This window comes from Streptomyces sp. NPDC007896 (assembly GCF_042959425.1).
Classification (GTDB): domain Bacteria; phylum Actinomycetota; class Actinomycetes; order Streptomycetales; family Streptomycetaceae; genus Streptomyces.
This window is the reverse complement of sequence record NZ_JBIBKX010000001.1, coordinates 912920-939228: the sequence shown is the minus strand read 5'-3', so window position 1 is coordinate 939228 and position 26309 is coordinate 912920. Positions and strand designations below refer to the sequence as shown.

The window sequence follows — 26309 nt, the reverse complement described above, 5'->3', positions numbered from 1 at the left end:
TGGGTGGTCCTGTCCGGATGCTGGTTGGGCCGTCTTGTCCGGATGAGTGCTCCCGGCGCCCTGGCGGAAACCCGCCAGGGCAGTTTCTCGCCAGGTTCCGTCAACTCCCGCGCACCACCGGCCCCCCGAAACTCTTCGCAGCACCGGAGCCACCACGTGCCGACGAGGAGAGGTCATCCATGACCAGAGGACCAGTCAGACGGGGGGCGGCCCTGCTGTCCGCCGGGCTCGTGCTCGCCGTACTGCCCACGGGGCTGGCGGGCGCGGCCGAGGCGGCCGCCCCGGCCCCGACGCGCACCGCCTCCGTCACCCACACCGTCACTCTCGTCACCGGCGACAAGGTGACCGTCACCGACCTCGGCGCCGGAAAGAAGACGGTCACGGTCGAGCGGCCCCGTGAGGCCACGGGGGCGGTCCGCACCCAGGTGACGAACGGCGCCGTGACCGTCGTACCGGACGAGGCGCTGCCCTATCTGCGGGCGGGCACCCTCGACCGGCGGCTGTTCGACGTGAGCGAGCTGATACGGCAGGGGCTCACCGACGGGAAGACGGCCGAGCTGCCGCTGATCGTGACGTACGGGAAGGGGGCGCGCGCGGCCGCTTTGCGCGGGGCCGAGCAGAAGCGCGCGCTGCCCAGTATCCGGGGCGCCGCCGTCGCCGCCGACAAGGGGCGCACCTTCTGGCAGTCCCTCACCCGGCAGGGCGGGACGGTCGACAAGGTCTGGCTCGACGGGCGCGTGCACGCCGACCTGGCCGAGAGCAATGCCCAGATCGGCACCCCGCAGGCCTGGGAGGCCGGGCTCACCGGGAAGGGCGTCACGGTCGCCGTGCTCGACACGGGGGTGGACGCCGACCATCCCGACCTGGCCGGACGGGTCTCCGTCAGCAAGAGCTTCATCGACGGGCAGGAGGTCGCCGACCGCAACGGGCACGGCACGCACACGACGTCCACGGTCGGCGGCAGCGGCGCCGCGTCCGACGGCAAGGAGCGGGGGGTCGCGCCCGACGCGACGCTCGCCGTCGGCAAGGTCCTCAGCGACGAGGGCTCGGGCAGCGACTCGGAGATCATCGCGGGCATGGAGTGGGCCGCGCGGGACGTGCACGCCAAGGTGATCTCCATGAGCCTCGGCTCGACCGAGGCGAGTGACGGTACGGATCCCATGGCGCAGGCGGTGAACACGCTGTCCAAGGAGACCGGCGCCCTCTTCGTCGTCGCCGCGGGCAACACCGGCGCCCCCTCCTCCATCGGCTCGCCCGGCGCCGCCGACGCCGCGCTGACCGTCGGCGCGGTGGACTCCGCCGACCAGGCCGCCTACTTCACCAGCGCAGGACCGCGCTACGGCGACAACGCCCTCAAGCCCGACCTGTCCGCACCCGGCGTCGACATCCTCGCCGCCCGCTCCCAGCTCGTCGCCGGCAGTGGCTACTACACCTCCATGAGCGGTACGTCGATGGCGACGCCGCACGTCGCCGGTGTGGCCGCCCTGCTCGCCGAGAAGCACCCCGACTGGACCGGCGCCCAGCTCAAGGACGCCCTGATGTCGACGTCGAAGCAACTCGACGCGTCCGCCTATGTGCTGGGCTCGGGCCGGGTGAGTGTGCCGGACGCGATCGACGCGAGGGTCACCGCCACCGGGAGCGCCGATCTCGGTTTCTACAGCTGGCCGTACGAGGCGAACCAGCCCGTCACGAAGACCGTCACCTACACCAACTCGTCCGGCGCGGCGGTCGAGTTGAGCCTCGCCGTGCGGGGCGCCGCCGACGGGGTGGCCACCCTCGCCGACTCCATGCTCACCGTGCCCGCGCACGGCAGCGCGTCGACGACCGTGACGGGCGACGGCTCGAAGGCGCCCGTGGGCGACACCTCCGGGCAGATCGTCGCCTCCGCCGGCGGCACGCCCGTCGCGCACACCGTGTTCGGGCTGGTCAAGGAGGAGGAGCGGTACACACTCACCGTCCACGTCAAGGACCGCGCGGGCGAGCCGACCGCCGCCTACCTCGCGGTGCAGCAACTCGCGGCGGGCGTGGACCCGTTCCCCGCCTCGGTCGACGACTCCGGAACCCTGAAACTCCGGCTCAGGCCGGGGGCGTACAGCCTGACCTCCTTCCTCGACGTGCACGGCAGTCACGGCGCCGACTCGCTCGGGCTCGGCTTCCTCGCCGCGCCCGAGATCACCCTCGACCGTGACCGCGAGGTCACCCTCGACGGACGCCGGCTCCGGGAGATCCGGGCCGAGGTGGAGCGGCGGACCGAGACCCGGCAGCTGCTCATGGAGTACGACCGGAACGCGGGCGGTTCCGACCAGTTCGGCGCCGTCCAGGTGCCCGTGAAGTACGACAGCATTTTCGCCGCGCCGACCGCGAAGGTCACCCAGGGCACCTTCGAGTACCGGACCGTGTGGCGGCTGGGGAAGCCGTTGCTGGAGGTGAAGGGCGTCGCCGAGGCGGTCGCCCAGCCGGGCGGGACGCTGATCGAGGGCCGGAGCAAACTGCCGCTGGTGGACGTCGGGACCGGACCGTTCACCGGGGTGAGCGGCAAGGCCGTGCTCGCGACCCTCGCCGACGGTGTGGAGCCCGCCGCGCTCGCCCAGGCAGCGCAGGACGCGGGCGCCAAGGCGCTGTTCGTCACCGACGGCGCGGCCGGGCGGCTCAACGCCTGGTTCGGCACGGACGACGGCGCGGACCGGCCGCTGCAGATCGCCACGGTGAACGCGGCGGACGCGGCACGGCTGCGGGCCGTCATGGGGGTGCCCCCTGGTCGAGCGAAGTCGAGAGCTTGGGGGAATCTCGACATGACCGGCACGCGCAACACGCCGTACGTCTACGACCTCTCGGAAGGGCACGAGGGGGCCATTCCGCGCGGCGACCTGACGTACGAACCGGGCGCGCGTGAACTCGCCGTGCTGGGCACCAGGTTCCACGCGGTCAAGCCCGTCTCCGGCAGCGAGTTCCGCTACTCGGTCACCGACGCCTTCCCCATCGGGATCGGCTTCCAGGAGCGGATCGACTACCCCGCCGAGCGGACCGACTACGTCTCCACGGGCACCGGACAGACGTGGATGGAGTCCGTGAACCTCGGGGCGGGCACGCTGGAGGAGCGCAGTGGGCTCGTCCACTACCGCGGGGGCTCGCACGCGACGCTGAACTGGTTCAAGCCGGTCTGGCACGCGTGGCTCGGCACCGGGCTCGGCTGGGGACAGGAGCGCGCGGGCAACCAGATCCAGTTCAACACGCCCGGCTGGGGCGACTCCGGGCCCGACCACACGGGCTTCGGCGACGTGTGGAGCGACGACACCGGAATGACCCAGTTCACGTCCGTGTACCAGGACGGCACCCTGGTCGACCGGCGCAAGAGCTCCGGCGCCTACGTGTGGGACGCGCCCGCCGACGAGCACACCTACAAGGTCGTCACGGACACCACCCTCGACCCCGACCGCTGGACCCTGTCCACCAAGGGCCACGCCGAGTGGACCCTCCGCTCGGCGGCCACGCCCGCGGACCGCTGGACGTTCCTGCCGCTCATCAACCTCGGCTACGACATCGACACCGACCTGGCGGGCGCGGTGCGCGGCGGCGGCCGGGTGCCGGTGGGGATCCACGCCGAGTACGTCAAGGGCGCGCCCGGCACCGGGACCATCGGGGGCGGGAAGCTGGAGGTGTCCTACGACGACGGGAAGTCGTGGCAGACGGTCCCGCTGTCGGGCGGTGGCGGCGCGGCGTCCTGGAAGGGGACGTTGAGCGTGCCGCGCGGCGCGGAGTTCATCTCCCTGCGGGCCTCGGCACGGGACGACCGGGGCGGCTCGGTGAGCCAGGAGGTCGTCCGGGCGGTGGGGGTACGGTAGCCCGCCTCCGTCCTCTGCGAACGGGCGGCGCCGGTTCCCCTGGGGAGGGGGGAGCCGGCGCCGCCGCTTGGCTTCGGTTCACTGCGCTGGGTGGCACGCTCAGCGTCCCGCGGGCTCCAGGACGGGCACGCTCAGCGCCCCGCGGGCTCCACGATGCCCCGGACCACGCCCAGTTCCACCAGGTCCTGTGGCCGGATGCGGAGTTGGTCCGCCGTGGCGTGCACCTCGCTCGCCGGGCGCTTGAGGATCGCGGCCGCGAGCTCCGGCGCGATAACGGAGAAGTAACTGTCCGGCGTGGCCCAGGTGTTGCCGGGTGCGGCCAGCGCGAGCGCGCCGCCCGAGCCGCCCTCGCCGATCACCAGGGTGGTGACGGGCGTACGGGCGGTGGCCACCGCGGCGAACAGGTCCGCGATCGCCGAGCCCGCGCCCTGCCGCTCGGCCTGAGCGTCGTTGGCGGCGCCCGGGGTGTCCACCAGCGTCAGTACGGGGACGCCGAGCCGGCCGGCGAGCCGGATCAGCCGGGCGGCGGTGCGGTATCCGGCGGGGCGGGTCGCGGTCCCGCACTGGGCGGCGTACGCCACGGTCCGCCCCGCGGGTCCGGAACCGAACCCGCACAGCATGCCGTCGTCGCTGCCGCCGCAACGGTCGCCGCTGATCGCGGCGCGGCGCGAGAAGTAGGCGTCCAGGTAGGCGGCGGCCCGGGGGCGTTCGGGGGAGCGGGCGTGCCGGACGGCGTCCCAGCCGGTGGCGGGGAGGCCGGGGGCGCCGAGGGCGGGCGGCGGAGGGACGGGCTCGACCTCGACCTCGGGCTCGGACTTGGAGTCGGACTTGGAGTCGGACTTGGAGTCGGGCTCGGACTTTGGTTCGGGCTCGACCTCGCCCCCGGCTTCGGCCGCGGGTGCGGTCAGCAGGGCCAGCCACAGCGCCAGTGTCTCCCGCAGCTCCTCCTCCCGTACGACGGCGTCCACCGCGCCCGCCGCCACCTGGGCCTCGGCCGTGTACGCCGCCGGGTCCGCGCCGGGCGGGCGGACCCGGGAGCCGGCGAAGCCGACCTGGGAGCCGGGCAGCGCCAGGGTCACGTCGGCGCCCGCGCCCAGCGTCGCCCAGCCGCCGCCCGTCGTCGGATCCCGCAGCACGGCGATCTGCGGCAGCCCCGCCTCCCTGGCGAGCGCCGACTGCCGTGCCACGCGCTGGAGCTGGGTGAGCGCGAGCATGCCCTCCTGCATCCGGCTGCCACCCGTCGCGACGAGCGAGACGACCGGCAGGCGGTGCTCACGGGCGTGGGTGTAGGCCGCCTCGACGCGGTCGCCGGTGCGTTCGCCGAGCGAGCCGCCGAGGTAGCCGAACTCGAAGGCGATCAGTACGGCGCGGGTGCCACCGATGACCGAGGTGCCGCAGACGACGGACTCGTCCTCGCCGGTACGGGTGACGGCGCGGCGGCGCGAGTCGTCGTACCCCTGCCAGGACAACGGACCGTCCGGCTTGAACACCCGCATGGGCACGGGCAGTTCACGGAAGTCATCGCCGGCCAGGGCGATGGCCTCGCGGGCGGAGAAACGCTCAGTCATGCTTCGGGGCCTTTGCGACGGCGTCGGGGAGGGCTCGCTTGAGAATCTTGCCCATGTCGTTGCGCGGCAGCGACGTGAGGAAGCGCACGGTCCGCGGGCGTTTGTGCGGGGCGAGGCGGCGGGCCACGTGGTCGGCCAACTCCTCGGCGGCGGGCGGGGCGTCGGGATCGGCGGGGACGATCCAGGCCACGATCCGCTCGCCCAGGTCCTCGTCGGGCTCACCGGTGACGGCGGCCTCGCGCACGGCCGGATGCTCAAGCAGCGCGTTCTCGATCTCCCCGGCGCCGATCTTGTAGCCGCCGCTCTTGATCAGGTCGGTGGCCTTGCGGCCGACGATGCGTACCGCGCCGTCGGGGTCGACGACCGCCATGTCGCCAGTGCGGAACCAGCCGTCCTCGGTGAACGCGGCGGCGGTCGCGTCGGGCCGGTTCAGGTACTCGGTGAAGAGGTTCGGCCCCCGGACCTGGATCTCGCCGACGGTCTCGCCGTCATACGTACCGGTGGGAGTGCCGTCGGCGTCGTACGAGGCGATCGTCGTCCCGTCCTCCTCGACGAGCCGCACGTCGACGCCGGGCAGCGGCACTCCGACGGTGCCGGGCCGGGGTTCCCCGTCCACCCGCACGCTGGTGTTCATGAGGGTCTCGGTCATGCCGTACCGCTCGACGACCCGGCGTCCGGTCGCGGCCGTGATCCGCTCGTGGTCGTGCACCGGCAGCGCGGCGGAACCGGACACGAGCAGCCGCGCCCCGCCGAGCGCCTTGGCCAGTTCGGTGTCCTCGACCAGCGCCTCGGCGAGCCGGTGGTACATCGTCGGCACCCCGAACAGCATCGTCGCGCCCGTGCCCAGCTCCCGCGTCACGCCCTCCGCGCTGAACCTGCCCAGATGCCGCACCGCCGCGCCGCGCCGCAGCGGGCCGAGGATGCCCAGGATCAGCCCGTGCACATGGAAGAGCGGCAGCCCGTGCACGAGCACGTCGTCGCCGGTCCACTGCCAGGCGTCGGCCAGCGCGTCCAGGGTCGAGGCGATGGCGCGTCGCGGGATGACGGCACCCTTGGGCGGGCCGGTGGTGCCGGAGGTGTAGACGACGAGGGCGGGGGCGGCGGGGTCGTCCGGTTCGGTGCCGGGGAGTGCGGGGGTTTCCTGACCGGCCGCACCCACCTGGACGTCGACGCGCTCCAAGTCGCTCACGGGCGAGGGGAGTTCGACGCCCGGCTCGGCCAGCACCAGCGACGGCGCGCTGTCGCCCAGAATGTGCCCCAGTTCGCCCTCCCCCGACTTGGGGTTGAGCGGCACGGCGGGCACCCCGGCGAGCAGCGCGGCGACGACCCCGACGGCGGTCTCCAGGGACGGCGTCGCCCACACGGCGACCCTCTCCCGGCCGTCGAGCCGCGCGGCCAGCGCACCCGCCGAGGCGGCGAGCTCCGCGTACGTCAGGGACCGGTCGCCGAAACGCAGGGCGGGCCGCCGTGCGGTCGAACCGCTGACCAGGGCGGGGAAGAGGGAGGACACGCGGGGTACTCCTTGCCGTAGGGACCTGCTGGAGGACGTGCTGCCGGTGACAGTCACCACCGTTCCTACACCAGCCCGAGGGAAACCCGCCGCCGCGCTCACCCCGATGACGCCCTCGACCTGGTCGGCGAAGACCTCGGCCGCGACCCGGGCCCGCTCGGCGTCGCGCTCCACGCCGAACAGCCGTACGCCCTCCCGTGCCCCGGACGCCAGCCACGCGAGCCCCACCCCGCACCCCGTACCCGTCTCACCGATCCGGAGATCGTGCCCTGCCATGTGGCCCGGATGGTGGGGAGAAGGTCACATCACGACGCTCCGGTAGTGGGTGGTCAGCCGTCCCTCCTCGTCCAGAACGTGGAACGCGAGCGCGGGCGGCAGGTCCAGGTGGACGTGATCGTCCGGGTGGGCACGGTGTTCCCACGGGAGGCGGCTGGTGGAGACGACGCCCGGGGCGACCAGGAGCGGACGGCCGGCGAAGGTGGTGGCCGCCGGGGTGTGGGCGTGGCCGGTCAGGAAGGCGGTGAGGTGGGGGTGGCGGGCGGCCAGTTCGGCGAGGCGGTGCTCGTCGAAGAGACGGATGCCGTCCACGTACGGCATGTTGAGCGTGGCCGGGGGGTGGTGGAAGGCGACCAGGACCGGAGCCGTGGCGTCCGTCAGTACGCCGTCCAGCCAGGTCAGGGTTTCGTCGTCGAGGTGGCCGTGGTCCTTGCCCGGCACCGAGGAGTCGCACAGGGCGAGCACGAGACCGGGCGCGTGGTGGACCTGGTTGACGGGGCCTGGCGCGGACGGCAGCCCGAGTAGATGCGTTCGGAACGCGGCGCGTTCGTCATGGTTGCCCGGGCAGAGGCGGACCGGATGCCGGGAGGCGAGGAGCCGGCCGACCCGCTCATACTCGGAGGGCAGCCCGTGGTCGGCGATGTCCCCCGTGACGAGAACGGCATCCAGGTCGTAGGGCAGGTCTTCCAGATACGACATGACGGCACGGGCACGCTCGACGCTGCGCTGCCCGCTGTCGATGTGGAGGTCGCTGACGTGCGCGATCACGATCACGATGAGGTCCTTTCGGGGGTCGTGTTTCCGTGCCGGGACCGACCCTAGGAACCCTCCGGACCAGACTTAAGATCCAGTCCCATGCCCGAAAACTGGACCAGTTCGCGGCCGGGCGGTCACGTCGACCTGCATCTCGACCTCGGTGCGGAGGGCGGTCGCCGCAGCCGCCTCGAAGCCGCCCTGCGCGAGGCGATCCGATCCGGCCGGCTGAGCACTGGGACCCCTCTGCCGTCGACGCGGGGCCTCGCGCGGGAACTTGGCCTCTCGCGCGGCACCGTGAGTGCCGCCTACGACCAGCTCGCCGAGCAGGGCTATGTGACCACCAGGCCGGGAGCGGCGACGAGGGTCGCGGACGTGCAGTCCCACCTCCCGCCGTACACACCGCCCGCAGCCACTGGTACTCCTTCCCCGGCACACGACTTGCGCCCCGGCCGTCCCGACCTCGGCGCGTTCCCGACCCGGGTCTGGCTCGCCGCCACGCGCCGCGTCCTCGACCGGGCCCGCCCCGAGGCGTTCGGCGCCGGCGATCCCCAGGGCCGTATCGAACTGCGCACCGCACTCGCCGACTACCTGGGCCGCACCCGCGGTGTGCTCACCACCCCGGACCGCATCGTGATCACCTCCGGCTACTACCAGGCAGTGCGGCTGCTCTGCCGGGTCCTGTCGGCACAGGGCCGAGCCGTCGCGGCCGTCGAGGATCCGGGACACAATTTCTACCGCGAGACCGTCCGCCGCTCGGGCCTCACCACCTACCCGCTGCCGGTCGACGCGCACGGCGCGGACGTCACCGCCCTGGACGCACCCACCCACACGGTCTTCCTCACCCCCTCGCACCACTACCCGACCGGAGTGCCGCTGCACCCCAGCCGCCGCCAGGCCGTCTCCGCCTGGGCGCGCGCCACCGGCGGGCTGATGGTCGAGGACGACTACGACGGCGAGTTCCGCTACGACCGCCACCCGGTGAGCGCGCTCCAGAGTCTGGCTCCCGACCACGTCGTGTACTGCGGTACGACGTCCAAGACGCTCGGCCCCGCCCTTCGCCTGGCCTGGTCGGTCCTGCCGTCGGACCTGGTGGCGCCGTTCGTCCGGGCCAAGGAGGAGGCCGACCAGTACTCCGAGACGTTGGGCCAGCTGGTCCTGGCGGACGTGATCGCCACGCACGCGTACGACCGTCACATCCGCGCCGCCCGCCTGCGCTACCGTCGACGCCGCGAGCTCCTGATCGACAGAGTCTCCGCCTTCCCCGGCCTCACCGCCCACGGCGTCCCCGCCGGACTGCACACCCTGGTCACGCTGCCGCCCGACGGCCCCACCGAGACCGCCCTCCTGACCACCTGCGCCACCCGCGGCCTGGCCCTGCGCGGTCTCACGGAACTCCACCACACCCCCACCGCCGACCGCCCGGGCGGCCTGTTGATCGGGTTCGCCGCCCCGCCGGAACGCGGATACCCGGCGGCGCTCGACGCGCTGTGCGGTGTCCTGGCGGAGTTCTTCGCCGACCCGGGTGCTCCGGACCGGCGGGTGCCGCGACCTTGAAGCCGGCCCAGCCGGCCCAGCCGGCCCAGACGGTCTTGCGGCGAACTCGCGTGCCGCGTGGACAGAGGCGCGTGCGCGCGGGCGAGGTATCGGCGCCTCCCGGGCTCGCGGATCTGCTGGGACTGTCCGAGGCGGCGCCGGCCGTCGTACGCCGGCGCTCCTCGCGGACCTCGGGCTCCGCCGCGGCTCACCGTGGACAAGGTGTCCGCCGCGACGGCATCGCCCGGGGCTGATTACGCTGGCTCGCCGCTACGGAACGAGGAGCCGGCATGAGCCAGGACTACGACATGGATGACGCGACCCTCTGGAATCCCTCCAACGGGGCGTCCCGGTTGTTTCTGCGTCAAGTGGCCCTCTTCGAAGCGGAGCTGGAACTCCCGTCGGGCATCGGGCCGATGGTGAACGACGAGAGCCGGATCGACCGGGACACCTTCGCGGTCTTCGTCGACGCGCTGCTGGCACGGCATCGAAGAACGAGTCACGCCGTCATGCTGGCCCTCTCCGAAGGCTTTGTCGCCACGGTGCTGGTCCTCGCGGAGCGTGGCGGGGTCGTCGTGGACTGGGCACGGCTCGGTGCCGCTCCGGACGGCCCGCCGGAGAATGTGCAGATCTCCGCGCTCACCGGGATGTCCGCCCCGCCGGAAGGCGGTGCCTGGGAGTCACGACTGCGGGAGAGGTCACGAGAATTGGGTCGCTTCATGTCCCGTTGATCGGGGCGATTCCGGTTCTTCCGCCGCACGGGAGCGATCGTTCTTGAATCGGGAACGATCGTTCGGAAAGCATGGCGCGGGCCCCGCCGGGGACCGTAGTCTCGGCCCCACAGCGTGACAATTTGACGGATCAACTGCCGGGAGTGCATGGGTGAGTGCGTCGCTGCCTCCTCTTCACGAGACACTCGCGCGTCTCGACGCGCACCTCGCCGAGAAAGGCCTCGATCGCGGGGAGTTCCTCGACGTGCGGGAGTTGTCGAGAAGAACGGCCCTGGCCGAGGGGGAGGTCCGGGCGCTCCTCGATGGCGCGGGGGTGCTTGACGACAAGGTCGACGACCGGATCCGGGGACGCGTCCGCGCGCTGTACGAGGCGTATCTCGACGAGAGCGGGAAGCGGCCCGCCGATGTGTGCCGGGACGTCGCCGGGCGGCTCGGCATCAGTGACAAATGGGCCCGCAGCCTGCTCAACGGCGACAAGATGCCGAACGTGCCCGACCTCACCCGGCTCGCGGAGTTCTTCCGGATCGAGGAGGGCACGAAGTTCTTCACCGATCCGGCCCCCGTCGTCCTGAACGGCGCACTTCAGCGCGTCGTCGGTGAGCTGGAGGGCGGCGCCGAGGACGGGCCGCTGCTCAGGTTCACGCTCAAGCACGGAGTCGTCACGCTCGCCCTGCGGGGCCGGCGGCTGACGCCCCGCAAGCAGGAGGCGCTCGCGCTCATGCTGGAGGGTCTGCTGAGCGGCGAGAGCGAGGAGGTGGATCGATGAGGCCTTTCCACACCGTGTGGAAGCGCGCTGCCGCACTGCTCTCCCGCCGGGTCGACTCCGAGATGCATGGCCTCGCCGTCGAGCTCACCCGCGCGCTGAAGAAGCGACTCGACGCGCCCGTGGACGTACGGGAGTTGGCCGAAGCCCTCTGCCAGGAGATGAGCCGGCGCCGCGACGACCGCCCCATCCAGCTCCGCTTCGAGCGCTTCCCCGACGAGATCGAAGTCACGGGTCTGTGGATGGAGTTCCACGACTTCGACCTCGTCATCGTCGAGGAGCGCGCCGAGACGGTGCAGCAACTCGTCATTCTCGGACACGAGTTGTGGCACATGATGGCGGGGCACTCCCACTCCCATCACCACTACGCGGGTGCGGCGGCCGCCGCCGGCGCGCTGTCGGACGACCCCAGCTGGCAGGAGATCGCGCTCACCGTCGCCGCCCGCAACGGCTCGCACGAGGCCGACGAGGCCGAGGCGGAGGACTTCGGCCTGCACCTCGCCAGCGTCTTCCGCTCCTGGGTGACCGGCCCGCGTACGAAGGGCCCCGTCGACCCCGTCGACCCGGTCGGACAGGCCATCCAGGCCTCCCTGGGCTACCGCGGACCCCAGGACTGACCGGCGATGAATCCTTCCCGCTTCTTCGCCGGGCTCTACATCTCCTTCTGGATCCCGACGGCCGTCCTCACCGCCGCGCTGGCGGTCAAACTGCCCAGCATCGTCAAGCTGTGGAAGGACCCGCTGCTGCGTGCCGTCGGCGGCCTGCTCGTCCTCGCCTGCGGCGTCTTCGTCTTCGCGGCACCGGCGACCATCGCCTGGACCAACCGCGTCACCGGCGTACCGAACATCGCGGCCCCGCTGGTCTACAGCCTGATCACCGCGTTCTGCGGCGCCTGCCTGCTCATGATCACCGCATGGCGCAACGGCATCTCCGACCGCTCCGGCGCCACCCGCCGCGCCACCCGCTGGGTGGTCACCGTCTACACGAGCGTGATCGTCGCGCTGTGGGTGCTGTTCGCGCTCGCCGACGTCCCCGTCGAGCGGATACGGGACCTCGACACGTACTACGCCAACACCCCCTTCATGCGCGAAGAGATCGTGCTCTACCTGCTCGCGCACACCGCGGCCGCCCTGATCACGTCCAAGCTGATCTGGAACTGGATCCGCACCGGCGGACTCGACGTCTGGCTGCGCGGCGGTCTGAAGTTCCTCGGCGTCGGCTACGCGATGAACCTGCTCTACGACGGTTCCAAGTTCTCCGCCGTCGTCGCCCGCTGGACCGGCCACGACCTCGACTGGCTGAGCACCGGGCTCGCCCCGCCGGTCGCCTCGCTCTCCGCGATCCTCATCGCGGTCGGCTTCATCCTTCCGCACACCGGCCAGTATCTGCATCGCCGGGTTCGCACCCGGCTCGGCCACTGGCACCTGCGCCCCCTGTACCGCCTGATGGGGACCGTCACAGGCGGCGGACGCGTCCCCTTCAGACTCCGTGCCACCCCCGAGCTGCGCCTGACGCGCCGTGAGACGTTCATCCGGGACGCGCTGCTGCACCTGTCCCGGTTCATCGACGAGGACCTCCGGCGGAAGGCGTACGACGCCGCCCTCGGCCTCGGCTTCGAGTCCGGCCGGGCGGGGGCCCTCGCCCACGCCGTGACCATCCAGGACGCCATCGCGACCAGGCAGCGCACCCGCCAGGACGACGCCGCCGCGTCCCTCCACACGCCGGACACGGAGAACCTGCTGGCGGAGATCGATGCCGTGTCCCGGGCGCTGCGCCACCCCGCCGACATCAGGGCGGTACGCGAGGCCGCGGCCGTCGCGGCGCAGAGCGTGCCCGCCTCACCCTGAGTCAGCCGAGCCCGTGACCCCCGTCGGCCTCCACCACGTCCGCCACCACGCAGCTCACGTTGTCGGGCCCGCCGCCGTCGATCGCGGCTTCGACGAGGGACCGTACCGCCGCGTCGGGAGCCGGGGCCGAGTCCAGCAGTTGGCGGACCTCCTCGTCCGGCACGACGGTGCAGAGCCCGTCCGAGCAGAGCAGGTAGCGATCCCCGGGCAGGGCGTCGCACAGCCGCAGATCGGGTACGACGGTGTCGGCGGCGCCGGTGAGCGCCTTCAGCAGCAGGGCGCGTTGGGGATGGACGGTGGCCTCCTCCGGAGTGAGCCGGCCCTCGTCGATCATCGACTGGACCATGGTGTGGTCGTGCGTGATCCGGAACAGCTCGCCGTCGCGCAGCAGATAGGCGCGGGAGTCGCCGATGTGGACCAGCCCGAGCTGGGATCCGGTCCACACCATGGCGGTGAGGGTGGTGCCGTCGTCCTTGCCCGGTGCGGCGTCCTGGACGGCCCGCGCGGCCCCCCGCACCGCGTCCTCCAGAAGGTTGAGGACGCTCCCGCCCGGAAGGGGTTCGCCGTCCAGGGACTTCAGGGCCTCCACGGCCGCCGTACTGGCGGGCGCGCCGCTCGTGCCGAAGCCGTCGGCCACGGCGAGGACGTGGGCGCCGGCGTGGGCCGTGTCCTGGTTGGCCGGGCGGACCAGACCGGTGTCGGAAAGTGCGGAGTATCGGAGTTCGAGCATGGTGGTGTCCTTCCTCGACGTGTGCGATGTGTACGAGAGGTGATCCACGAGGAACGTCACGAGCTCCCGCCGGCCGGCGGTCGCGGCCTCGACCTGCGCCCAGTAGGCGCGGATCTCGCGGGCGGCGGACGCGCCGTCCAGAGCGCACACCTGGCGGATCCGGGCCAGCGGCATCCCGATCCGGCGCAGCCACGCCACCAGCCGTGCCCGCTCCAGCTGTGCGACCGCGTAGTACCGGTACCCGGTCTCCGGGTCGACCCGGGCGGGCCGCAGCAGCTCCAGCTCGTCGTAGAGCCGCAGCGCCTTCGGCGAAAGCCGGCACGCCTTCGCGAACGCCCCGATCGTCAGCATCTCCATGCGCCCACCCGTGGTCGTGTCGTGCCCGTCATGCTTTCCTCGTTCCGCCACCGATGCTGCGGCTTCACCGAAGGTGAAGGTCAAATGGGTTGCCGCAGTTCCCCACGCGGTTGTTAGCCTCCCCGGGGATCAGCCGTTACGAGGATGGAGTCCGCCGTGGCCCGCACCGCCGCCGCCCGCGCCCGTATCGCACTCGCCACCTACCGGCCCGAGGAGGGCGCGGAGAGCCTGGACCGGGATCTGCCCGTGCTGAGGGCGGCCCTGGAGGACGCCGGGGCGGAGGCCGTCATCGGGTACTGGGACGATCCGGACGTCGACTGGGCGGCCTTCGACCTCGTGGTGATCCGGTCCACCTGGGACTACACCTGGCGGGTGGCGGAGTTCGTGGCGTGGGCCGAGCGGTGCGGGAAGCTGACGCGGCTCGCGAACCCGGCGGCGGTGGTGCGGTGGAACACCGACAAGCGGTACGTCGGCGATCTCGCGGAGGCGGGGGTGCCCACCGTGCCGACCCGGTACCTCGCGCCGGGTGAGCCCGCGGAGTTTCCCGACGACCGTGAGTACGTCGTGAAGCCCACCTCCGGCGCGGGTGCGCGGCTCGCCGCCCGCTACCGTCCCGAGGAGCGGGAGACGGCCCTGCGACAGCTGGAGCGGATGCACGACCGGGGACTGACCGCCATGGTCCAGCCCTACCTGACCAGCATCGACACCGCCGGTGAACGCGCCCTCCAGTTCTACGGCGGCCGCTTCCTGCACGCCAGCCGCAAGGGCGCCGTCCTCGAACCCGGCACGGCCTACGACGCGGACAAGGTCGCGCACCCCCGCCTGGAACCCTGGCAGCCGACCCCGGCCGAACTCGCCGTCGCGGAGCGCGCGCTGGCGGCCGTACCGGAGCGCACGGACGGCTCGGAGCTGCTCTACGCCCGCGTCGACCTCGTCGACGGCGACGACGGGAACCCGTGCCTCATGGAGCTGGAGCTCGTCGAGCCGAACCTGTTTCTGTGGCTGCACCCGGAGTCGGTGCCCGTGGTCGCGGAGGCCGTCGTCAAGGCCGCTCTGCGCTGACGGCCACGCGCTGCAGCAACCCCCACGTGAACTCCGCCGCGCACTCCCGCGGGACCCCCGACGCGTCCGGGGCCGTGAACGCCAGGCCCCAGCGGGTCGGGGCCGTGCCCTGCAAGGGGCGGGCGGGGGCGAAGGCGCGGGCGACCTCGTCGACCGTGCAGGACCAGGGGCGGAGGTCGTCCAGAGCGCGGGGTTGTGGACCTTTGAGCCCTGGGGCGCGGACCAGCCACTCGTTCCAGGCGACGCCGTTCGGGGCGACGAGGACCTCGAAGCGGAGGTCGGGCCAGAGGGGGACGGGCCAGAGCAGGGCCTCGCAGGCCAGGTCGCCGATCTGGCGAGGGGTGATGGACTCGGGGGCGCCGAGGATCGAGCGGTAGCGGGAGGTCGCCGCCCGTGAGCGCGGGGCGTGCAGCATCGCCTGCCAGCGGCGGTTCGCCTCGCGCATGTCGGCGATCGAGACGCCCAGCTCGTGGCGGGCGTCCTCGACGAGGCCGGGGTTGTGGTCGGCCATGCGGCGCAGCAGGACCAGTTGGAAGTCGAGCGGGGTGAAGGGGCTAGCGGGTCGCTTGGCGGGCATGGGGTCCATGGTCGCGTATCGGGAGGGAGCCCGGTCGGCGGCCGTCCGGGAGGAACAGGACCGAGTTGACGTAACGGGGGCCGCGCGGGGGCAGGACGCGGCGCAGCAGGCCCTGGGTGACCACGTGGGAGGTGCGGGCCTGGTGGGCCTCCAGGGGGAAGGTCGCCAGGGGCAGCCAGGTGGCGGCGGGCAGGACCCAGCCCGTGTAGCCGCGCTGGGTGAGGTGGTCGACCACGGGGGCGATCGGCTGGATTCGGGACTCCAGTTCGATGAAGAGGGCCGGGCGGTCGCGGGTCAGGAGGGCCTCCGCGCCGCGCAGGACCGCGAGTTCGTTGCCGTCCACGTCGATCTTGACGAAGTCGACGTCGTGGAGGCCCAGGCTGTCGAGGGTCACGCGGGGGACCTCCAGCGCGCGGGCGTGGATGTCCCGGCGGACCAGGGACGACACGCCCCGGTCGCCCGCGTCGTCCGGCGGGAGCCAGAGCCGCGCCGTGCCCGGGCGGTCGGAGGCGGCGGCGCGGACCACTCGGACGTTGGAGGGGGAGGTGGCGCAGAGGAGTCCGGCCAGGTGGGGGACCGGTTCGACGGTCACCACGCGGTGGGCCAGGACCGCAAGACGGTGGGTCCAGGGGCCGTACCAGCCGCCCACGTCCACCGCCGTGCCGCAGCCGGGCGGGCAGAGGTCCGCGAGGCGGGCCAGTTCGGGTTCGAAGCGCGGGTAGACCAGCCGGGCGGTCGCCGCGACGAGGCGGGTGGGCAGGTGGGGAGCGAGCCGGGCGGCCCAGGTCCTCGTCGTCCTCGTCGCTCTCGTAGTCCTTGTCGTCCTCGTCATGGGGCCATCCTCTTGAGGAGTTCCTCGTGCTCGTCCTCCGTGACCTGCTCCCCGGAGGACGGCAGCAGCTGCGGGATGCCGTCGACGATCGGGTAGCGGCGGCGCAGGCGCGGGTTGTACAGCGCCTCCCCAGCGCTCGGTTCCGTCCCGGGGTGCGGCGCCTCGTCGTCACTCAGGGGCAGCAGGTGCAGTGGGCCCTTGTCCAGCGGGCAGGCCAGGATCTTCAGCAGCGGGTCGTCGGGGTTCATGGTGGCGTCAGCTCCTTGGCCACGATGGGGGGTTGGGGTGCCGCGTCGTGTTTGGGCATGACCAGCAGCACGGACACCGCGAGGGCGGTGCCCGCCAGGCGCAGGGTCAGCCGCACCGGGTCGTGCGGCAGCGCCTCGCCGAACGCGAGCGTGCCGAGCACCGCCGTGAACAGGCTGGTCACCGTCGTACAGACCGGCACGATCAGCGAGGCCCGGCAGCGCTGCAGCGCCGCCTGGGACATGACCAGGCCGAACGCGCCGGTGAAGAGAAGGAGATAGGGGTACGGGGAGCGGAGCACGTCGACCACCGCCCCCGCCAGGTCGCTGGTCGTCAGATAGCTCGACACGCCCTTGATGGCCAGCGAGCTCACCCCGTACAGCAGGCCCACCGCCACGCCGTACTCGACGCCCGTCGTCGGCATCCGGTGCCGGTGCCGCGCACGGCGCTCGGCGGCCCCGTACAGCCACAGGCCCGCCGCCAGCGACGGCAGACAGACGGTCAGGATCAGCGGCGCGGGGGCACTGCGGCTGACCCGGTCCGAGCCCTCGCGCAGGGAGAGGACCACCATCAACAGGGCGAGCAGGATCGCGCCGAGCGCGTACCGCTCCCGGCCCGACGTCTCCTCGCCGAGCAGCCGGGCGGAGAGCAGCACCAGCAGCACGAGCCCGGAGACGAAGATGCCCTGGGCGGCGGCGATCGGCAGGGTGCGGTAGACGGCGAGCTGGGCGCCGAAGCCGGAGGCCAGCGCCAGTGAACCGCCGATCCACAGCGGGCTGCCGAGCACCAGCCGCAGCAGCCGGGCGGGGCGGCGGATGTCGACCTCGGGCAGTGCGGCGAGCGCGCGCTTCTCCAGGACGAATCCGGTGCTGTACAGGACGTTCGCCAGCAGGGCCGCGGCCACTCCCCACCACATGGGCTACGTCCTTCGGGCGTGCAGGAGCAGGATGGAGGAGAGGGCGGGCGCCGTGCAGGCCAGTCGGTCCAGGGGGCGCAGCGGACGCGGTACGCCGTGGAAGGGTGCCCCGCTCAGTCGTACGACCTCGAAGCCCGCCGCGGCCACGAACTCCCGCAGCGCGCGGGCCGTGTAGAGCCGCAGATGGCCCACGACCTCCCGCCCCGGGCGGCCGTGGATCGCGCGCAGGCTCACCTCCGAGAAGACGGGCTGGACACCGGCGAGCAACAGGGCGCGGTTGTACCAGGCGGCGAGGTTCGGGGTGGAGAGCATCAGGTGGCCGCCGGGGCGCAGGACCCTGCGGATCTCGTCCAGGGCACTGTCCGGGTCCACGAGGTGCTCGATCACCTCGCTGAACAGGACGGCGTCGGCCGAGGCGTCGGCGAACGGCAGTCCTCCGTCGGTGAGTTCGCCGCGGATCGCGTACGGCAGCCGGGCGTGGGCGCGTCTGAGGGCGTCCTGCGACCAGTCGACGCCGACGAGACGGTGTCCGGCGAGCAGCGGTGCGGCGGTCGCGGCGGCGGTGCCGTCGCCGCAGCCGATGTCCAGCACGGTCCGCGCGCCGGCCGTGGCGGGGCCGAGCGCTGCGGCCAGCATCCGGGCCTGGCGGAGACTGCGGGGGGTGCCGGAGGCGACGGGGACGCTCGGATCCTCGTAGAAGTCGCGAAGTCCCCGGCGGGCGGCGGCGGTTGCCGAGGCAGCGGAAGGGGTGGGGGTAGGGGTGGGGGTCGAGGTCGTGGGTGTCATCGGCTGCCGTCCTCCTCCGTCGCGTGCAGATAGTGCTCGAAGAGGTCGCGGAGGTGGGCGCCGTCGCCGTGGCTGAGCAGGGTGCGCGACCAGCGCAGGGCGACGTGCAGACGGTCCGCGGTGGAGGCCGTGGTGACGGTCAGGCCGCGGGGTGTCCGGGCGGGCGCCGAGAACCACACCGCGTGCGCGCGGCCCGCCTCCGCGCCGAAGTCCAGCGCGTACGGGATGCGGCCGATGTTGCTCAGCAGCGTGGTCGACGTCCAGGGGCCGGCCGCGCGGCGCAGGCCCCGGGTGAGGGCGGCGCGCCAGGCGACCGGGACCACGGGGGCGGTCAGGAGGGCCGCGCCGTGGCCGAGTTGGGGCCGGGACAGCGACTTGAGCGCACGGGTCCGTTCCGCCGTACGGCGCAGCAGCTCGCCCATCCGTCCCGCGTCCAACTCCTGGACTGTGAAGGGGACTTCGACGAGTCGCGTCCCGTTGCCGATGGGCATGTCCGTGCCGCGGGGGCGGTCGTCGACCGGCATCGTGATGCGCAGGGGGCGCGGGCGGGCGCCGTGTTCCCTGTTCCAGTGCGTGATCATCAGGGCGGTGGCCGCCATGAGCTGGTCGTTCACGGTGTACGGGGAGCCCTTGGGGCGGTGCGGGACGCCGAGTTCGGTGACGAGGAGGCCGTTTCCGGGCGAGGGCTCCGGGGTGCCGTGGGCCACCCGGGCGGGCGGGGTCCAGGTGGACGGGGTGTCGACCTGTACGGCCTTCGCCTCCGCCTCTGGTGGTCGTACGGGGGGTGCGGTCGGGGAGTTGTCCTTGCCGCCGTACAGCTCCGCGGCGGTGGCGAGGACGCGGAGGCAGGCGGGGCCGTCGAGGGCGGTGTGGTTGACGGTGAGGAAGAGGACGGTGCCCTTGGGGCGGGGGCCGGTGTGGGGAGGTGGCGCGGCGCTTCGGCGCGGCGCCGTGCCCACCGCGTCCGTCGCCTCGCTGCCGACGGGCGGGCCCGCGCCGTCGACCACCTCCAGGCGGATGGGCGGCGAGGCGGACAGGGGCGGGGCGGTCAGCAGGGCGCGGGTCCGTGCGTGCTGGAGGGCGCCTGGGCCCGGTGGGGGGAAGGAGACGACCTCCAGGTCCGGATCGGGGGTGAGTTCCCACTCGTAGCGGCGGCGGTACCAGGGGCCCGCGGCCTCGCGCATCAGGATGCGGGGGTGCCGGTGCAGGGCCGCGGTGAACGCCGAGGTGAGGCGGGCGGGGTCCAGGTGGCCGGGGAGGTGGACCTCGATGTGGACGGTCTCGGGTTCCTCCTTCTGGAGACAGTGCCGGGAGACCTCGTCCACGACGGGGAACGGCACGCGGGCGGGGGGCCGGGACGGTCCGTCGGTACCGTCCCGTGCCGGGTGCTCCAGCGCGGTCATCGGGGTGCGTCCCTTCCCGTGTCGTCGTCCGCCGGGTTCCCCGCCTTGCGGAAGGCGATCCGTGCGGTGGGTGGATCGACCTCGCGCGCGTCCGCCTCGCCCGCACCCGCGTCACCCGCGCCCGCCTCGCGCGGGGCGGAACCCGGGCCGCGTGCGGCCGGGCCGGAACCCGGGCCGCGTGCGGAGATGGTCGGGCTGGAGGCACGGTCGGGCCCGGGGGGCGGGGGTTCGGCTCCGGCTTGTGTGGCGGCCTGCCCGGTTCCGCGAGCCGGTGCCTCTCCGAGCGACTTGGCCCGCGTGCCGGGTTTCTCCCCGGGGGACGTGGCTTCCGGGCCGGGCTTCTCCTCCACAGTCCCGGGGCCGCCGTTCTTGCCGCGGCGGCGTCGGGGGAGCGGTGCCGTCGGGGCCTCGGAGCCCGGGGGCGGGCCGGGCGGGAGGACCGGACGGGAGCCCCGGGGTGTCGCTCCGGAGGGCGGCTCCTGGACGCTCACCAACGCGGCGAACAACCCGATCAACGCCAGCAACTGTGCCGCGGGCCCGAACGCGCCCTCGCTCGCGCCCGGTGGCGACCCGGCGCCCGTGGCGGCGGCGATCCCCGCCCCGGTGAGCGCGAGGAACGCGATCGGTACGAGGAGCGCGTGCCGTTTCCACGCGAGCAGCGCCAGCGCGGGGACCAGCAGCGCGAACGGTCCCGCGATGACCACGCCCACCAGCGTGAGCGCCACCGTGCCGAGCCAGAGCCCGGCGTCCGGCGCCGCCGGCTGCGGTTCGTCGGTGTTGGCCTCGCGGCGACGCCACAGCACGAGGCCCGCGAGAGCCGCCACGCCGACCCCGCCGCCGATCAGCCCGGCCTCGTACGTCGTCGAGGGCTCGTACGACAGCTTGACCGTGCCGCCCGCCCCGGCCGGGATCTGCCAGCCCTGCTGCCAGCCGTCGAGCCGCAGGGGCGTCAGCTTCTTGCCGCCCAGCGTGGCCTGCCAGCCGTCGTTGTAGTTCTCGTACGTCGTGAGGTACGAGGCGGCGCCGGAGCCGACCTTCACCTCGCGGCGGTCGCCCAGCCAGTCCACGATCCGCAGTTCGCGCGCGGCACCGGCGGCGGCCTCGACGGTGCCACGGGTGAGGGTGACGTCCGTGACCGCGAGGGGCCCCGCGTCGCCCGCCTCGACCCGGTGCGAGCCGGACCCGAGGTCCAACGCGGGGTTCGAGGAGCCTTCTTGGCACAGCGTCAGTTGAACCGGCCGCCGTTCGGTGAGATCGCCCACCGTCCCCTTCGCGCTCGTCTCGTACAGCTTCCCGTCGACCGCGAGCGTCGGCCCCTTCCCGCAGGCGAGCGAGAACTCCTGTGTCTCCACGGGCTGCGTGGTGCGGTACTCGGCGAGGGCCGGGAGGTACACCTCCGTCAGCCCGACCGGCAGTTGCAGGTCGGCGCCCGCGACCGGGTTGTGGAGGGTCAGCGGCGCGGTCTCGGTGACGGTGATGTCGAGGTGGTTCGTGGTGATCGGGTCGAAGCGGGCCCAGCCGTTCTCGTCGACGTCGGCCACGGTGTCCCCGTCCGGGGAGCGGATCTCGATCTTCGTCGGGCGGGTGGAGAGGCCGCCGGCCGCGGCCAGGACCATGGACGAGACGGGCTTCTTGTCGGGCCAGCTCAGATGGATCGTCGGCCTGTCCCCGGCGATCCAGGCCGTGGTCAGGTTGCCGTCCGTGAGGTTGCGGGCGTCGAGGCCGGGGCCGAGGGCCGTCGTGGAGTCGGCCGTCGCGACGATCCGGTTCGGCTGGTGGGGCGAGACGTCGTATAGGAGCTTGTCGAGTGCGTCGCCGGTGATCGCGACGGCGCTCGCGTTCACCTCGTACGATCCCGCCGTCGAGGTGGAGAAGGTGCGGTGCAGGCCCGCCTCCGTGCCCGTGGGGGCGAGACCGGTGGGGTCGGTGGTGCGGTGCAGGGAGACGATCTCGGCGGCGGCGTCCGAGCCGGCGGCGTCGGTCGGGAGCTTCAGCAGGCGGGTGACCTGGACGTCCGGGAGGGCGATCTCGGAGAAGCCCGCGCCGGTGAGTCCGGCGCGCTGCGCGGTGGAGCCGACGATCGTCAGTTTCATCCAACTTGTCGACCCGGCGGGCGCCTTGACGGACTGGGTCGTGCCGTCGGGTTCGAGATAGCTGGTGGCGGAGCCCTTCTCCGTCTCCACCCGGACCCGGGTCGCCGCGGACCGCATGCCGTCCTGCGGCAGCGGGGTGACCTTGAAGGACTTCGGCATGTCCAGGGACCCCTCGAAGCGGATCCGCAGCCACTGCCCGTTCGCGGAACCGGACGCGCCCTCCGCCCACGCGGTGTCGGGGTTCCCGTCGAAGGCGTTCACGGGGTCGTACTGGGGAAGATGGAACAGCCAGTTGCCGGTGGAGGACGCGGTCACCGAGCGGGCGCCGCGCAGCTCGGCCACCGTCTGGTGCTGGATGCCCTTGGTCGGCAGGATCTGGTGCGGTTTCTTGCCGGCGTCCTGGGCGCTGCCGCTGTCGTTGCGCTGGTCGGGCGTGTACGTGTACGAGGTGTTGGAGTTGACCAGGCCGAAGCGGGTGTCGGCGCGCCGCAGCCCGTCGCCGATCACCTGGACCGCGGCGGTGCCGAGGCCGGGATGGTTGTCGCCGGTCAGGACGGCGGGGCGGCCGCGCATCGAGGGGTCGGCGGCCAGCGGCAGCAGCGCCTCGGGGCCGCCGGAGACGACGGCGGTGTCCGCGATGGCGCTCAGGGCGGCCTGTCCGGGGCGCGGTGCGCCGTTGCCCGCCGGTTCGTAGATCTCGACGGCGCGCTCGCGCGGGTAGAGGCCCTCGACCTGGAGCGGGGTGTGGTGGGCGATCCGGCCGCCGGTCACGACCGGTCCGAAGCCGGTGACCCGCTGGTAGCCCGACTGTTCCAGGGTCCGCTTCACGGTCTGGGTCGGGACGTAGCCGACCTGGTCGGGGTCGAGGTCGTTGCGGACGACGACGTAGTAGAGCCCGGCCCGGCTCAGATAGTCCCCCAGGCCGGGGACGTCACTGCCGGTCATGAGCGCCTGCTCGACGGCGTCCATGGCACGCCGGTTGCCGGGGGTGCCGAAGGGGACGTAGTCCCGCTCGGCCCAGCGGGAGTCGGCGAGCACGTCGAGGGGCTCGTCGATGGGGGAGCCCCAGGTGTAGAGGCCGTGCGCGGTGGCGGGGACGACGAGGGCACGGGAGTCGGGCGAGTACTTCTTCAGCCAGTCGGCGGTGGTCTGCCAGTACGTGGGGAGCTGCTGGAAGGAACCCGGGTTGAGGATCGACCCGTTGAGGTACGGCCAGGCGAGGCCGGGCAGGATCAGCACGGCCGCGACGAGGGGCGCGTAGCGGCGGCCGCGTACGGGGCGGGCGCCGCGTGGCTCCGCCGCGACCCCGGCGAGATGCGCGAGGCCGAGAACGAGGGCCAGCGCGAGGCCCGTCTGGAACTTGTAGATGTTGCGGAAGGGGACCAGCCATCCGTTCAGCCAGTCCTGGACGACGCCGTGGAAGGGCGCGCCGAACGCACCGCCGTACCCCGCGAGGGTGAGGAGCGCGACCGACAGCACGGTCAGGACCAGCCAGCGGCGCTCGGGCATGTCACGTCTGGCGAGCCCGGCGAGACCGAGTCCCGCCGCGAGCGCCGAGCAGACGATCACGATCACCGAGGCGGCGACGGTCCAGCCGGCCGGCAGCCAGGCCTCGCCGAAGTGGAGGTACGCGACCCAGTTCCCGGCGCCGCGCAGGGACTCCGTGGCCGACATGGTGGCGGTCGTGGTCCCCGAGGTCTCCACGTACGGGAGGAAGTTCTCGCCGTAGACGCCGAGCATCAGCAGCGGGATCACCCACCAGGCCGTCGCCAGGATCACGCCCGGCACCCACCAGGTGATCAGCTTGCGCTGTCGGGGTCCACGTGGACGGGACAGCAGATACAGCCCGACGGGGAGCAGCGAGGCGAGGGTCGCCGCCGCGTTCACGCCGCCCATGAAGGGAATGACGAGCGCCGAGCGGAGGGCGGCGACGCGGGCGCTGTAGCGCTCGTCGGTGAGGGGGAGCAGGACCCAGGGGAGGAAGGCGCCGGGGAGTGCGGCGGCGGAGGTCGAGCCGACGACGATCGTGAAGACCGGCCAGAGCGCGTACGCGACGGCGGCGAGCAGCCGGGAGGAACCGTTCCCGATCCGCAGCCGCTCGGCCAGCCGCAGGGCGCCCCAGAAGGCGACGGACACGACGATCGACAGCCACAGCCGTTCCGCCAGCCACACCGGGAGGTGGATCAGCTTGCACAGGCCGTAGAACGGCAGCATCGGCCAGGCGTAACCCACGTACTGGTCCTGGATGCCGCCGAAGCCGCCCCGGTCGTGCCACAACTGGCCCAGGTCGGACAGGAACTGCCAGGGGTCGAGCGCGACACCGAGCTTGGTGTCGAACGTCATGCGTCCGGGGTGCACGGCCAGGAACAGCACGAACACCACGGCCCAGAACCCCAGCAGCCAGCGCCTGGACCGCGGCCCGTGCGGGGGGCCGGACGTGGTCGAGACGGGGCGGACGGCCGCCGGGGGAGGAGCCTGGACCGTGGTCGTCATGGTGGACACCGCCGGAGGATGAGGAGGAGGTTCCAGGTGGCGAACTCCCGCAGCCCCGGCGCCCTGGTGACGGCGGAGGCGAGGATGGGCCAGTAGCGGGAGCGCGCCGAGACGACCGTGACGTCGTCGCGGGCACGCACCTGCCGCAGGGTGGTGCCGATGTGCACGGCGAAGAGGTTCTCGCCGAGGGTGTGCTTGGCGGGCCTTCCGGTACGGCGGTGATAGCGGGCCCGCGCCCGCTCCGCACCGAGGTAGTGCCAGGGCGCCCACTCGTGACCGCCCCACGGGGAGAGCCAGTTGGTGAACGAGACGTAGATCAGCCCGTCGGGCCGGGTGACGCGCACCAGTTCGCTCAGGAACGTCTGCGGATCGGCCACGTGCTCAAGGACGTTGGAGGAGAAGGTGACGTCGGCGACCCCGTCCGCGAGCGGCAGCAGATACCCGTCCGCGACGACCGCCGAGCCGTCGGGCTTCGCCCCCAACTCCCGCACGTCCGGCTCGAAGAGATACGCGTGCGCCCCGCGCCGCCGGAACTCCGCGGTGAAGTACCCGCCGCCGCCCCCGACGTCCACGACGGTACGTCCCTCGACGCCGCCGTACGCCTCGACCTGGTCGGCCGCGTCGCGGGCCAGCAACGAGTAGCAGCTCTCGGGGTCGTCCTGCTCCCGCATGAAGGCCCGGAAGAGCGTGAACGAACGCCGGAAGGAGGGGTCCTTCCACGCGGGGGGCGCGCCTTTGGCGGGGGCTCGGCGGGGTATCTCGGGGTCGCCGTCCATGGGTGTCACCCCCGCCAGGAGGTGGCCGCCTCCGTGGCCACCGCCCTGAACTGGCGGACCGTGTTGTTCCAGCGGTACTGGGCCGCGCGGTCGCGGGCGGACTTGCCCATGAGGGTGCGGCGGTGGGTGGACAGGGCGAGGGTGCACCAGGCCGCCGCGAAGGAGGACTCACCGCGCGCCAGCACACCCGTCTCGCCGTCGACCACGGAGTCGCGCAGACCGGGCACGTCGAAGGCGACCGCCGGGGTCTCGCGCGCCGCCGCCTCCGTGACCACCAGGCCCCAGCCCTCCACGGCGGAGGGATGCAGCAGCAGCCACGCGGCGCACAGCAGCCGGTGCTTCTCGTCCTCCGAGACCCGCCCGGCGAACTCCACGTCGGGGCCGGCCAGTTGTTCAAGTCTCTCCCGCTCGGGGCCGTCGCCGACGATCACCAGCCGGCCTCCGGTGACGGGACGGACCCGCTCCCACAGCCGCAGCAGCAGATCGATCCGCTTGTACTCGACCAGCCGTCCCATCGCCACGAACAGCGGCTCCGGCGAGCGCTCGGCGAGCGGCCCCGGCTCCTCGACCCCGTTGTGCACGACCCGGATGCGCTCCCGCTGCACCCCGATCGCGCGCAGCGCGTGGGCCGTCGACGGTGAGACGGCGACCAGCAGATTGCCGCGCTGTGCGCCCGCCAGTGCCCAGTGTTCGAGTCTTCGGCCGATCCGGGCGGCGGGCGCCAGCGGCCCGCCGAACCGCATCCGCCACAGGTCCGTGTGGACGTGGTTGACCAGGCACAGGGTGGGGCCGTGGTGCCAGAGCGGGGCCAGGTACGGCATGCCGTTGCAGACCTCGACCAGCAGGTCGCAGCCGCCGACCTGACGGTGGAAGGCGGAGCGAGCGCGCAGGAAGTGGCCCAGGTCGCCGCCCGCCGACACGACCCGGTAGTCGTGGTAGGCCGCGGGGCCGCCGCACACCAGGGTGACCTGGTGGCCGAGCGAGGTCAGTCCCTCGGCGAGCCGGTCGACGAGGATCTCGGATCCGCCCGCGGACCGGTTTCCCAGGTCCCGGTGGGCGAGGAAGACGATGCGGCGCGGCTGTGGGGGAAGCGCCGGGAGGGACTGCGCGTCGCGCGGGACCGCGGCGCGCAGCGGGGAGGGCACGTGCTGGGGCATGGGTGCTCCAACTCGTCTCAGGGTGCGGAACTCAGCGTGGGGGGTAGGGCGTAGG

The 26309-nt window shown here is 73.0% G+C and carries 20 protein-coding genes; 7 read left to right on the top strand and 13 right to left on the bottom strand.

Annotation, left to right across the window (positions count from 1 at the left end; translation table 11 throughout):
* Positions 1-179 precede the first annotated feature (179 nt).
* Positions 180-3842, top strand: a complete 3663-nt coding sequence (locus ACFZDJ_RS04300) for a S8 family serine peptidase (protein ID WP_391055996.1) — start codon at positions 180-182, stop codon at positions 3840-3842.
* A gap of 131 nt (positions 3843-3973) precedes the next feature.
* Here the strand turns inward: ACFZDJ_RS04300 and ACFZDJ_RS04295 are convergent, their stop codons facing one another.
* The 3 genes from ACFZDJ_RS04295 to ACFZDJ_RS04285 all read right to left on the bottom strand — a co-directional run bounded on the left by ACFZDJ_RS04295 (position 3974) and on the right by ACFZDJ_RS04285 (position 7970).
* Complete coding sequence (locus ACFZDJ_RS04295; protein WP_391055994.1) at positions 3974-5410, bottom strand: carboxyl transferase domain-containing protein; 1437 nt, start codon at positions 5408-5410, stop codon at positions 3974-3976.
* Complete coding sequence (locus ACFZDJ_RS04290) at positions 5403-6920, bottom strand: AMP-binding protein (RefSeq protein WP_391056826.1); 1518 nt, start codon at positions 6918-6920, stop codon at positions 5403-5405. Before ACFZDJ_RS04290 ends, ACFZDJ_RS04295 begins: the two co-directional genes overlap by 8 nt.
* 300 nt (positions 6921-7220) lie before the next feature.
* Positions 7221-7970 (bottom strand): metallophosphoesterase, encoded by a 750-nt coding sequence (locus ACFZDJ_RS04285; protein WP_390927598.1) that lies wholly within the window; start codon positions 7968-7970, stop codon positions 7221-7223.
* An 81-nt stretch (positions 7971-8051) separates the two neighbouring features.
* On the opposite strand from ACFZDJ_RS04285, the gene ACFZDJ_RS04280 reads away from it, so the two are divergent.
* The 5 genes from ACFZDJ_RS04280 (at position 8052) to ACFZDJ_RS04260 (ending at position 12826) form a co-directional block, all read left to right on the top strand.
* Entirely contained in the window at positions 8052-9506 is a 1455-nt protein-coding gene (locus tag ACFZDJ_RS04280) for an aminotransferase class I/II-fold pyridoxal phosphate-dependent enzyme (protein ID WP_391055991.1), read from the top strand.
* 269 nt (positions 9507-9775) lie between these two features.
* On the top strand, positions 9776-10216 hold the full coding sequence (locus ACFZDJ_RS04275; protein WP_391055988.1) for a DUF6086 family protein: 441 nt from the start codon (positions 9776-9778) through the stop codon (positions 10214-10216).
* A 151-nt stretch (positions 10217-10367) separates the two neighbouring features.
* Positions 10368-10982 carry a transcriptional regulator gene (locus tag ACFZDJ_RS04270; protein WP_390927604.1) on the top strand — a complete coding sequence of 205 codons (615 nt, stop codon included), beginning with the start codon at positions 10368-10370 and terminating at the stop codon, positions 10980-10982.
* Positions 10979-11596: a toxin-antitoxin system, toxin component gene (locus ACFZDJ_RS04265; protein WP_391055986.1), complete on the top strand. Its 618-nt coding sequence runs from the start codon at positions 10979-10981 to the stop codon at positions 11594-11596. The genes ACFZDJ_RS04270 and ACFZDJ_RS04265 overlap by 4 nt, the downstream gene beginning before the upstream one ends.
* 6 nt (positions 11597-11602) lie before the next feature.
* A complete protein-coding gene (locus ACFZDJ_RS04260) occupies positions 11603-12826 on the top strand; it encodes an MAB_1171c family putative transporter (protein WP_390927608.1) in 1224 nt (407 codons plus the stop codon).
* Position 12827: 1 nt separating this feature from the next.
* Here the strand turns inward: ACFZDJ_RS04260 and ACFZDJ_RS04255 are convergent, their stop codons facing one another.
* Positions 12828-13913 (bottom strand): MerR family transcriptional regulator, encoded by a 1086-nt coding sequence (locus tag ACFZDJ_RS04255; protein ID WP_391055983.1) that lies wholly within the window; start codon positions 13911-13913, stop codon positions 12828-12830.
* A gap of 144 nt (positions 13914-14057) precedes the next feature.
* Here ACFZDJ_RS04255 and ACFZDJ_RS04250 point away from each other — a divergent pair, with 144 nt between their 5' ends.
* Positions 14058-14975 (top strand): RimK family alpha-L-glutamate ligase, encoded by a 918-nt coding sequence (locus ACFZDJ_RS04250; RefSeq protein WP_390927612.1) that lies wholly within the window; start codon positions 14058-14060, stop codon positions 14973-14975.
* On the opposite strand, the gene ACFZDJ_RS04245 is transcribed toward ACFZDJ_RS04250, so the two are convergent.
* Genes ACFZDJ_RS04245 through ACFZDJ_RS04205 form a run of 9 tightly spaced genes read right to left on the bottom strand, consistent with a single transcriptional unit; the run spans position 14956 to position 26254 of the window.
* The gene (locus ACFZDJ_RS04245) at positions 14956-15561 is read right to left on the bottom strand and encodes a hypothetical protein (protein WP_391055980.1); all 606 of its coding nucleotides are present in this window, start codon (positions 15559-15561) and stop codon (positions 14956-14958) included. The two genes, ACFZDJ_RS04250 and ACFZDJ_RS04245, sit on opposite strands and share 20 nt — an antisense overlap.
* On the bottom strand, positions 15530-16384 hold the full coding sequence (locus tag ACFZDJ_RS04240) for an FkbM family methyltransferase (protein ID WP_391055977.1): 855 nt from the start codon (positions 16382-16384) through the stop codon (positions 15530-15532). The genes ACFZDJ_RS04245 and ACFZDJ_RS04240 overlap by 32 nt, the downstream gene beginning before the upstream one ends.
* Complete coding sequence (locus tag ACFZDJ_RS04235) at positions 16381-16632, bottom strand: Trm112 family protein (RefSeq protein WP_390927618.1); 252 nt, start codon at positions 16630-16632, stop codon at positions 16381-16383. Before ACFZDJ_RS04235 ends, ACFZDJ_RS04240 begins: the two co-directional genes overlap by 4 nt.
* Positions 16629-17534 carry a hypothetical protein gene (locus ACFZDJ_RS04230; RefSeq protein WP_075026885.1) on the bottom strand — a complete coding sequence of 302 codons (906 nt, stop codon included), beginning with the start codon at positions 17532-17534 and terminating at the stop codon, positions 16629-16631. The genes ACFZDJ_RS04235 and ACFZDJ_RS04230 overlap by 4 nt, the downstream gene beginning before the upstream one ends.
* Before the next feature lie 15 nt (positions 17535-17549).
* Complete coding sequence (locus ACFZDJ_RS04225) at positions 17550-18332, bottom strand: methyltransferase domain-containing protein (RefSeq protein WP_390927620.1); 783 nt, start codon at positions 18330-18332, stop codon at positions 17550-17552.
* Positions 18329-19735, bottom strand: coding sequence for a condensation protein (locus ACFZDJ_RS04220; RefSeq protein ID WP_391055975.1), 1407 nt, complete (start codon positions 19733-19735; stop codon positions 18329-18331). Before ACFZDJ_RS04220 ends, ACFZDJ_RS04225 begins: the two co-directional genes overlap by 4 nt.
* A complete protein-coding gene (locus tag ACFZDJ_RS04215; RefSeq protein ID WP_391056824.1) occupies positions 19732-24321 on the bottom strand; it encodes an alpha-(1->3)-arabinofuranosyltransferase family protein in 4590 nt (1529 codons plus the stop codon). Before ACFZDJ_RS04215 ends, ACFZDJ_RS04220 begins: the two co-directional genes overlap by 4 nt.
* On the bottom strand, positions 24318-25097 hold the full coding sequence (locus tag ACFZDJ_RS04210; protein ID WP_391055973.1) for a methyltransferase domain-containing protein: 780 nt from the start codon (positions 25095-25097) through the stop codon (positions 24318-24320). The genes ACFZDJ_RS04215 and ACFZDJ_RS04210 overlap by 4 nt, the downstream gene beginning before the upstream one ends.
* A gap of 5 nt (positions 25098-25102) precedes the next feature.
* Complete coding sequence (locus ACFZDJ_RS04205; RefSeq protein WP_391055971.1) at positions 25103-26254, bottom strand: glycosyltransferase; 1152 nt, start codon at positions 26252-26254, stop codon at positions 25103-25105.
* Positions 26255-26309 lie beyond the last annotated feature (55 nt).

Excerpts from the sequence above, each read along its gene's own strand:
- ACFZDJ_RS04300 (WP_391055996.1), top strand. The coding sequence starts at position 180 with ATGACCAGAGGACCAGTCAGACGGGGGGCGGCCCTGCTGTCCGCCGGG.
- ACFZDJ_RS04295 (WP_391055994.1), bottom strand. The coding sequence starts at position 5,410 with ATGACTGAGCGTTTCTCCGCCCGCGAGGCCATCGCCCTGGCCGGCGAT.
- ACFZDJ_RS04280 (WP_391055991.1), top strand. The coding sequence starts at position 8,052 with ATGCCCGAAAACTGGACCAGTTCGCGGCCGGGCGGTCACGTCGACCTG.
- ACFZDJ_RS04275 (WP_391055988.1), top strand. The coding sequence starts at position 9,776 with ATGAGCCAGGACTACGACATGGATGACGCGACCCTCTGGAATCCCTCC.
- ACFZDJ_RS04265 (WP_391055986.1), top strand. The coding sequence starts at position 10,979 with ATGAGGCCTTTCCACACCGTGTGGAAGCGCGCTGCCGCACTGCTCTCC.
- ACFZDJ_RS04260 (WP_390927608.1), top strand. The coding sequence starts at position 11,603 with ATGAATCCTTCCCGCTTCTTCGCCGGGCTCTACATCTCCTTCTGGATC.
- ACFZDJ_RS04255 (WP_391055983.1), bottom strand. The coding sequence starts at position 13,913 with ATGGAGATGCTGACGATCGGGGCGTTCGCGAAGGCGTGCCGGCTTTCG.
- ACFZDJ_RS04250 (WP_390927612.1), top strand. The coding sequence starts at position 14,058 with ATGGAGTCCGCCGTGGCCCGCACCGCCGCCGCCCGCGCCCGTATCGCA.
- ACFZDJ_RS04245 (WP_391055980.1), bottom strand. The coding sequence starts at position 15,561 with ATGGACCCCATGCCCGCCAAGCGACCCGCTAGCCCCTTCACCCCGCTC.
- ACFZDJ_RS04240 (WP_391055977.1), bottom strand. The coding sequence starts at position 16,384 with ATGACGAGGACGACAAGGACTACGAGAGCGACGAGGACGACGAGGACC.
- ACFZDJ_RS04235 (WP_390927618.1), bottom strand. The coding sequence starts at position 16,632 with ATGAACCCCGACGACCCGCTGCTGAAGATCCTGGCCTGCCCGCTGGAC.
- ACFZDJ_RS04225 (WP_390927620.1), bottom strand. The coding sequence starts at position 18,332 with ATGACACCCACGACCTCGACCCCCACCCCTACCCCCACCCCTTCCGCT.
- ACFZDJ_RS04220 (WP_391055975.1), bottom strand. The coding sequence starts at position 19,735 with ATGACCGCGCTGGAGCACCCGGCACGGGACGGTACCGACGGACCGTCC.
- ACFZDJ_RS04215 (WP_391056824.1), bottom strand. The coding sequence starts at position 24,321 with ATGACGACCACGGTCCAGGCTCCTCCCCCGGCGGCCGTCCGCCCCGTC.
- ACFZDJ_RS04210 (WP_391055973.1), bottom strand. The coding sequence starts at position 25,097 with ATGGACGGCGACCCCGAGATACCCCGCCGAGCCCCCGCCAAAGGCGCG.
- ACFZDJ_RS04205 (WP_391055971.1), bottom strand. The coding sequence starts at position 26,254 with ATGCCCCAGCACGTGCCCTCCCCGCTGCGCGCCGCGGTCCCGCGCGAC.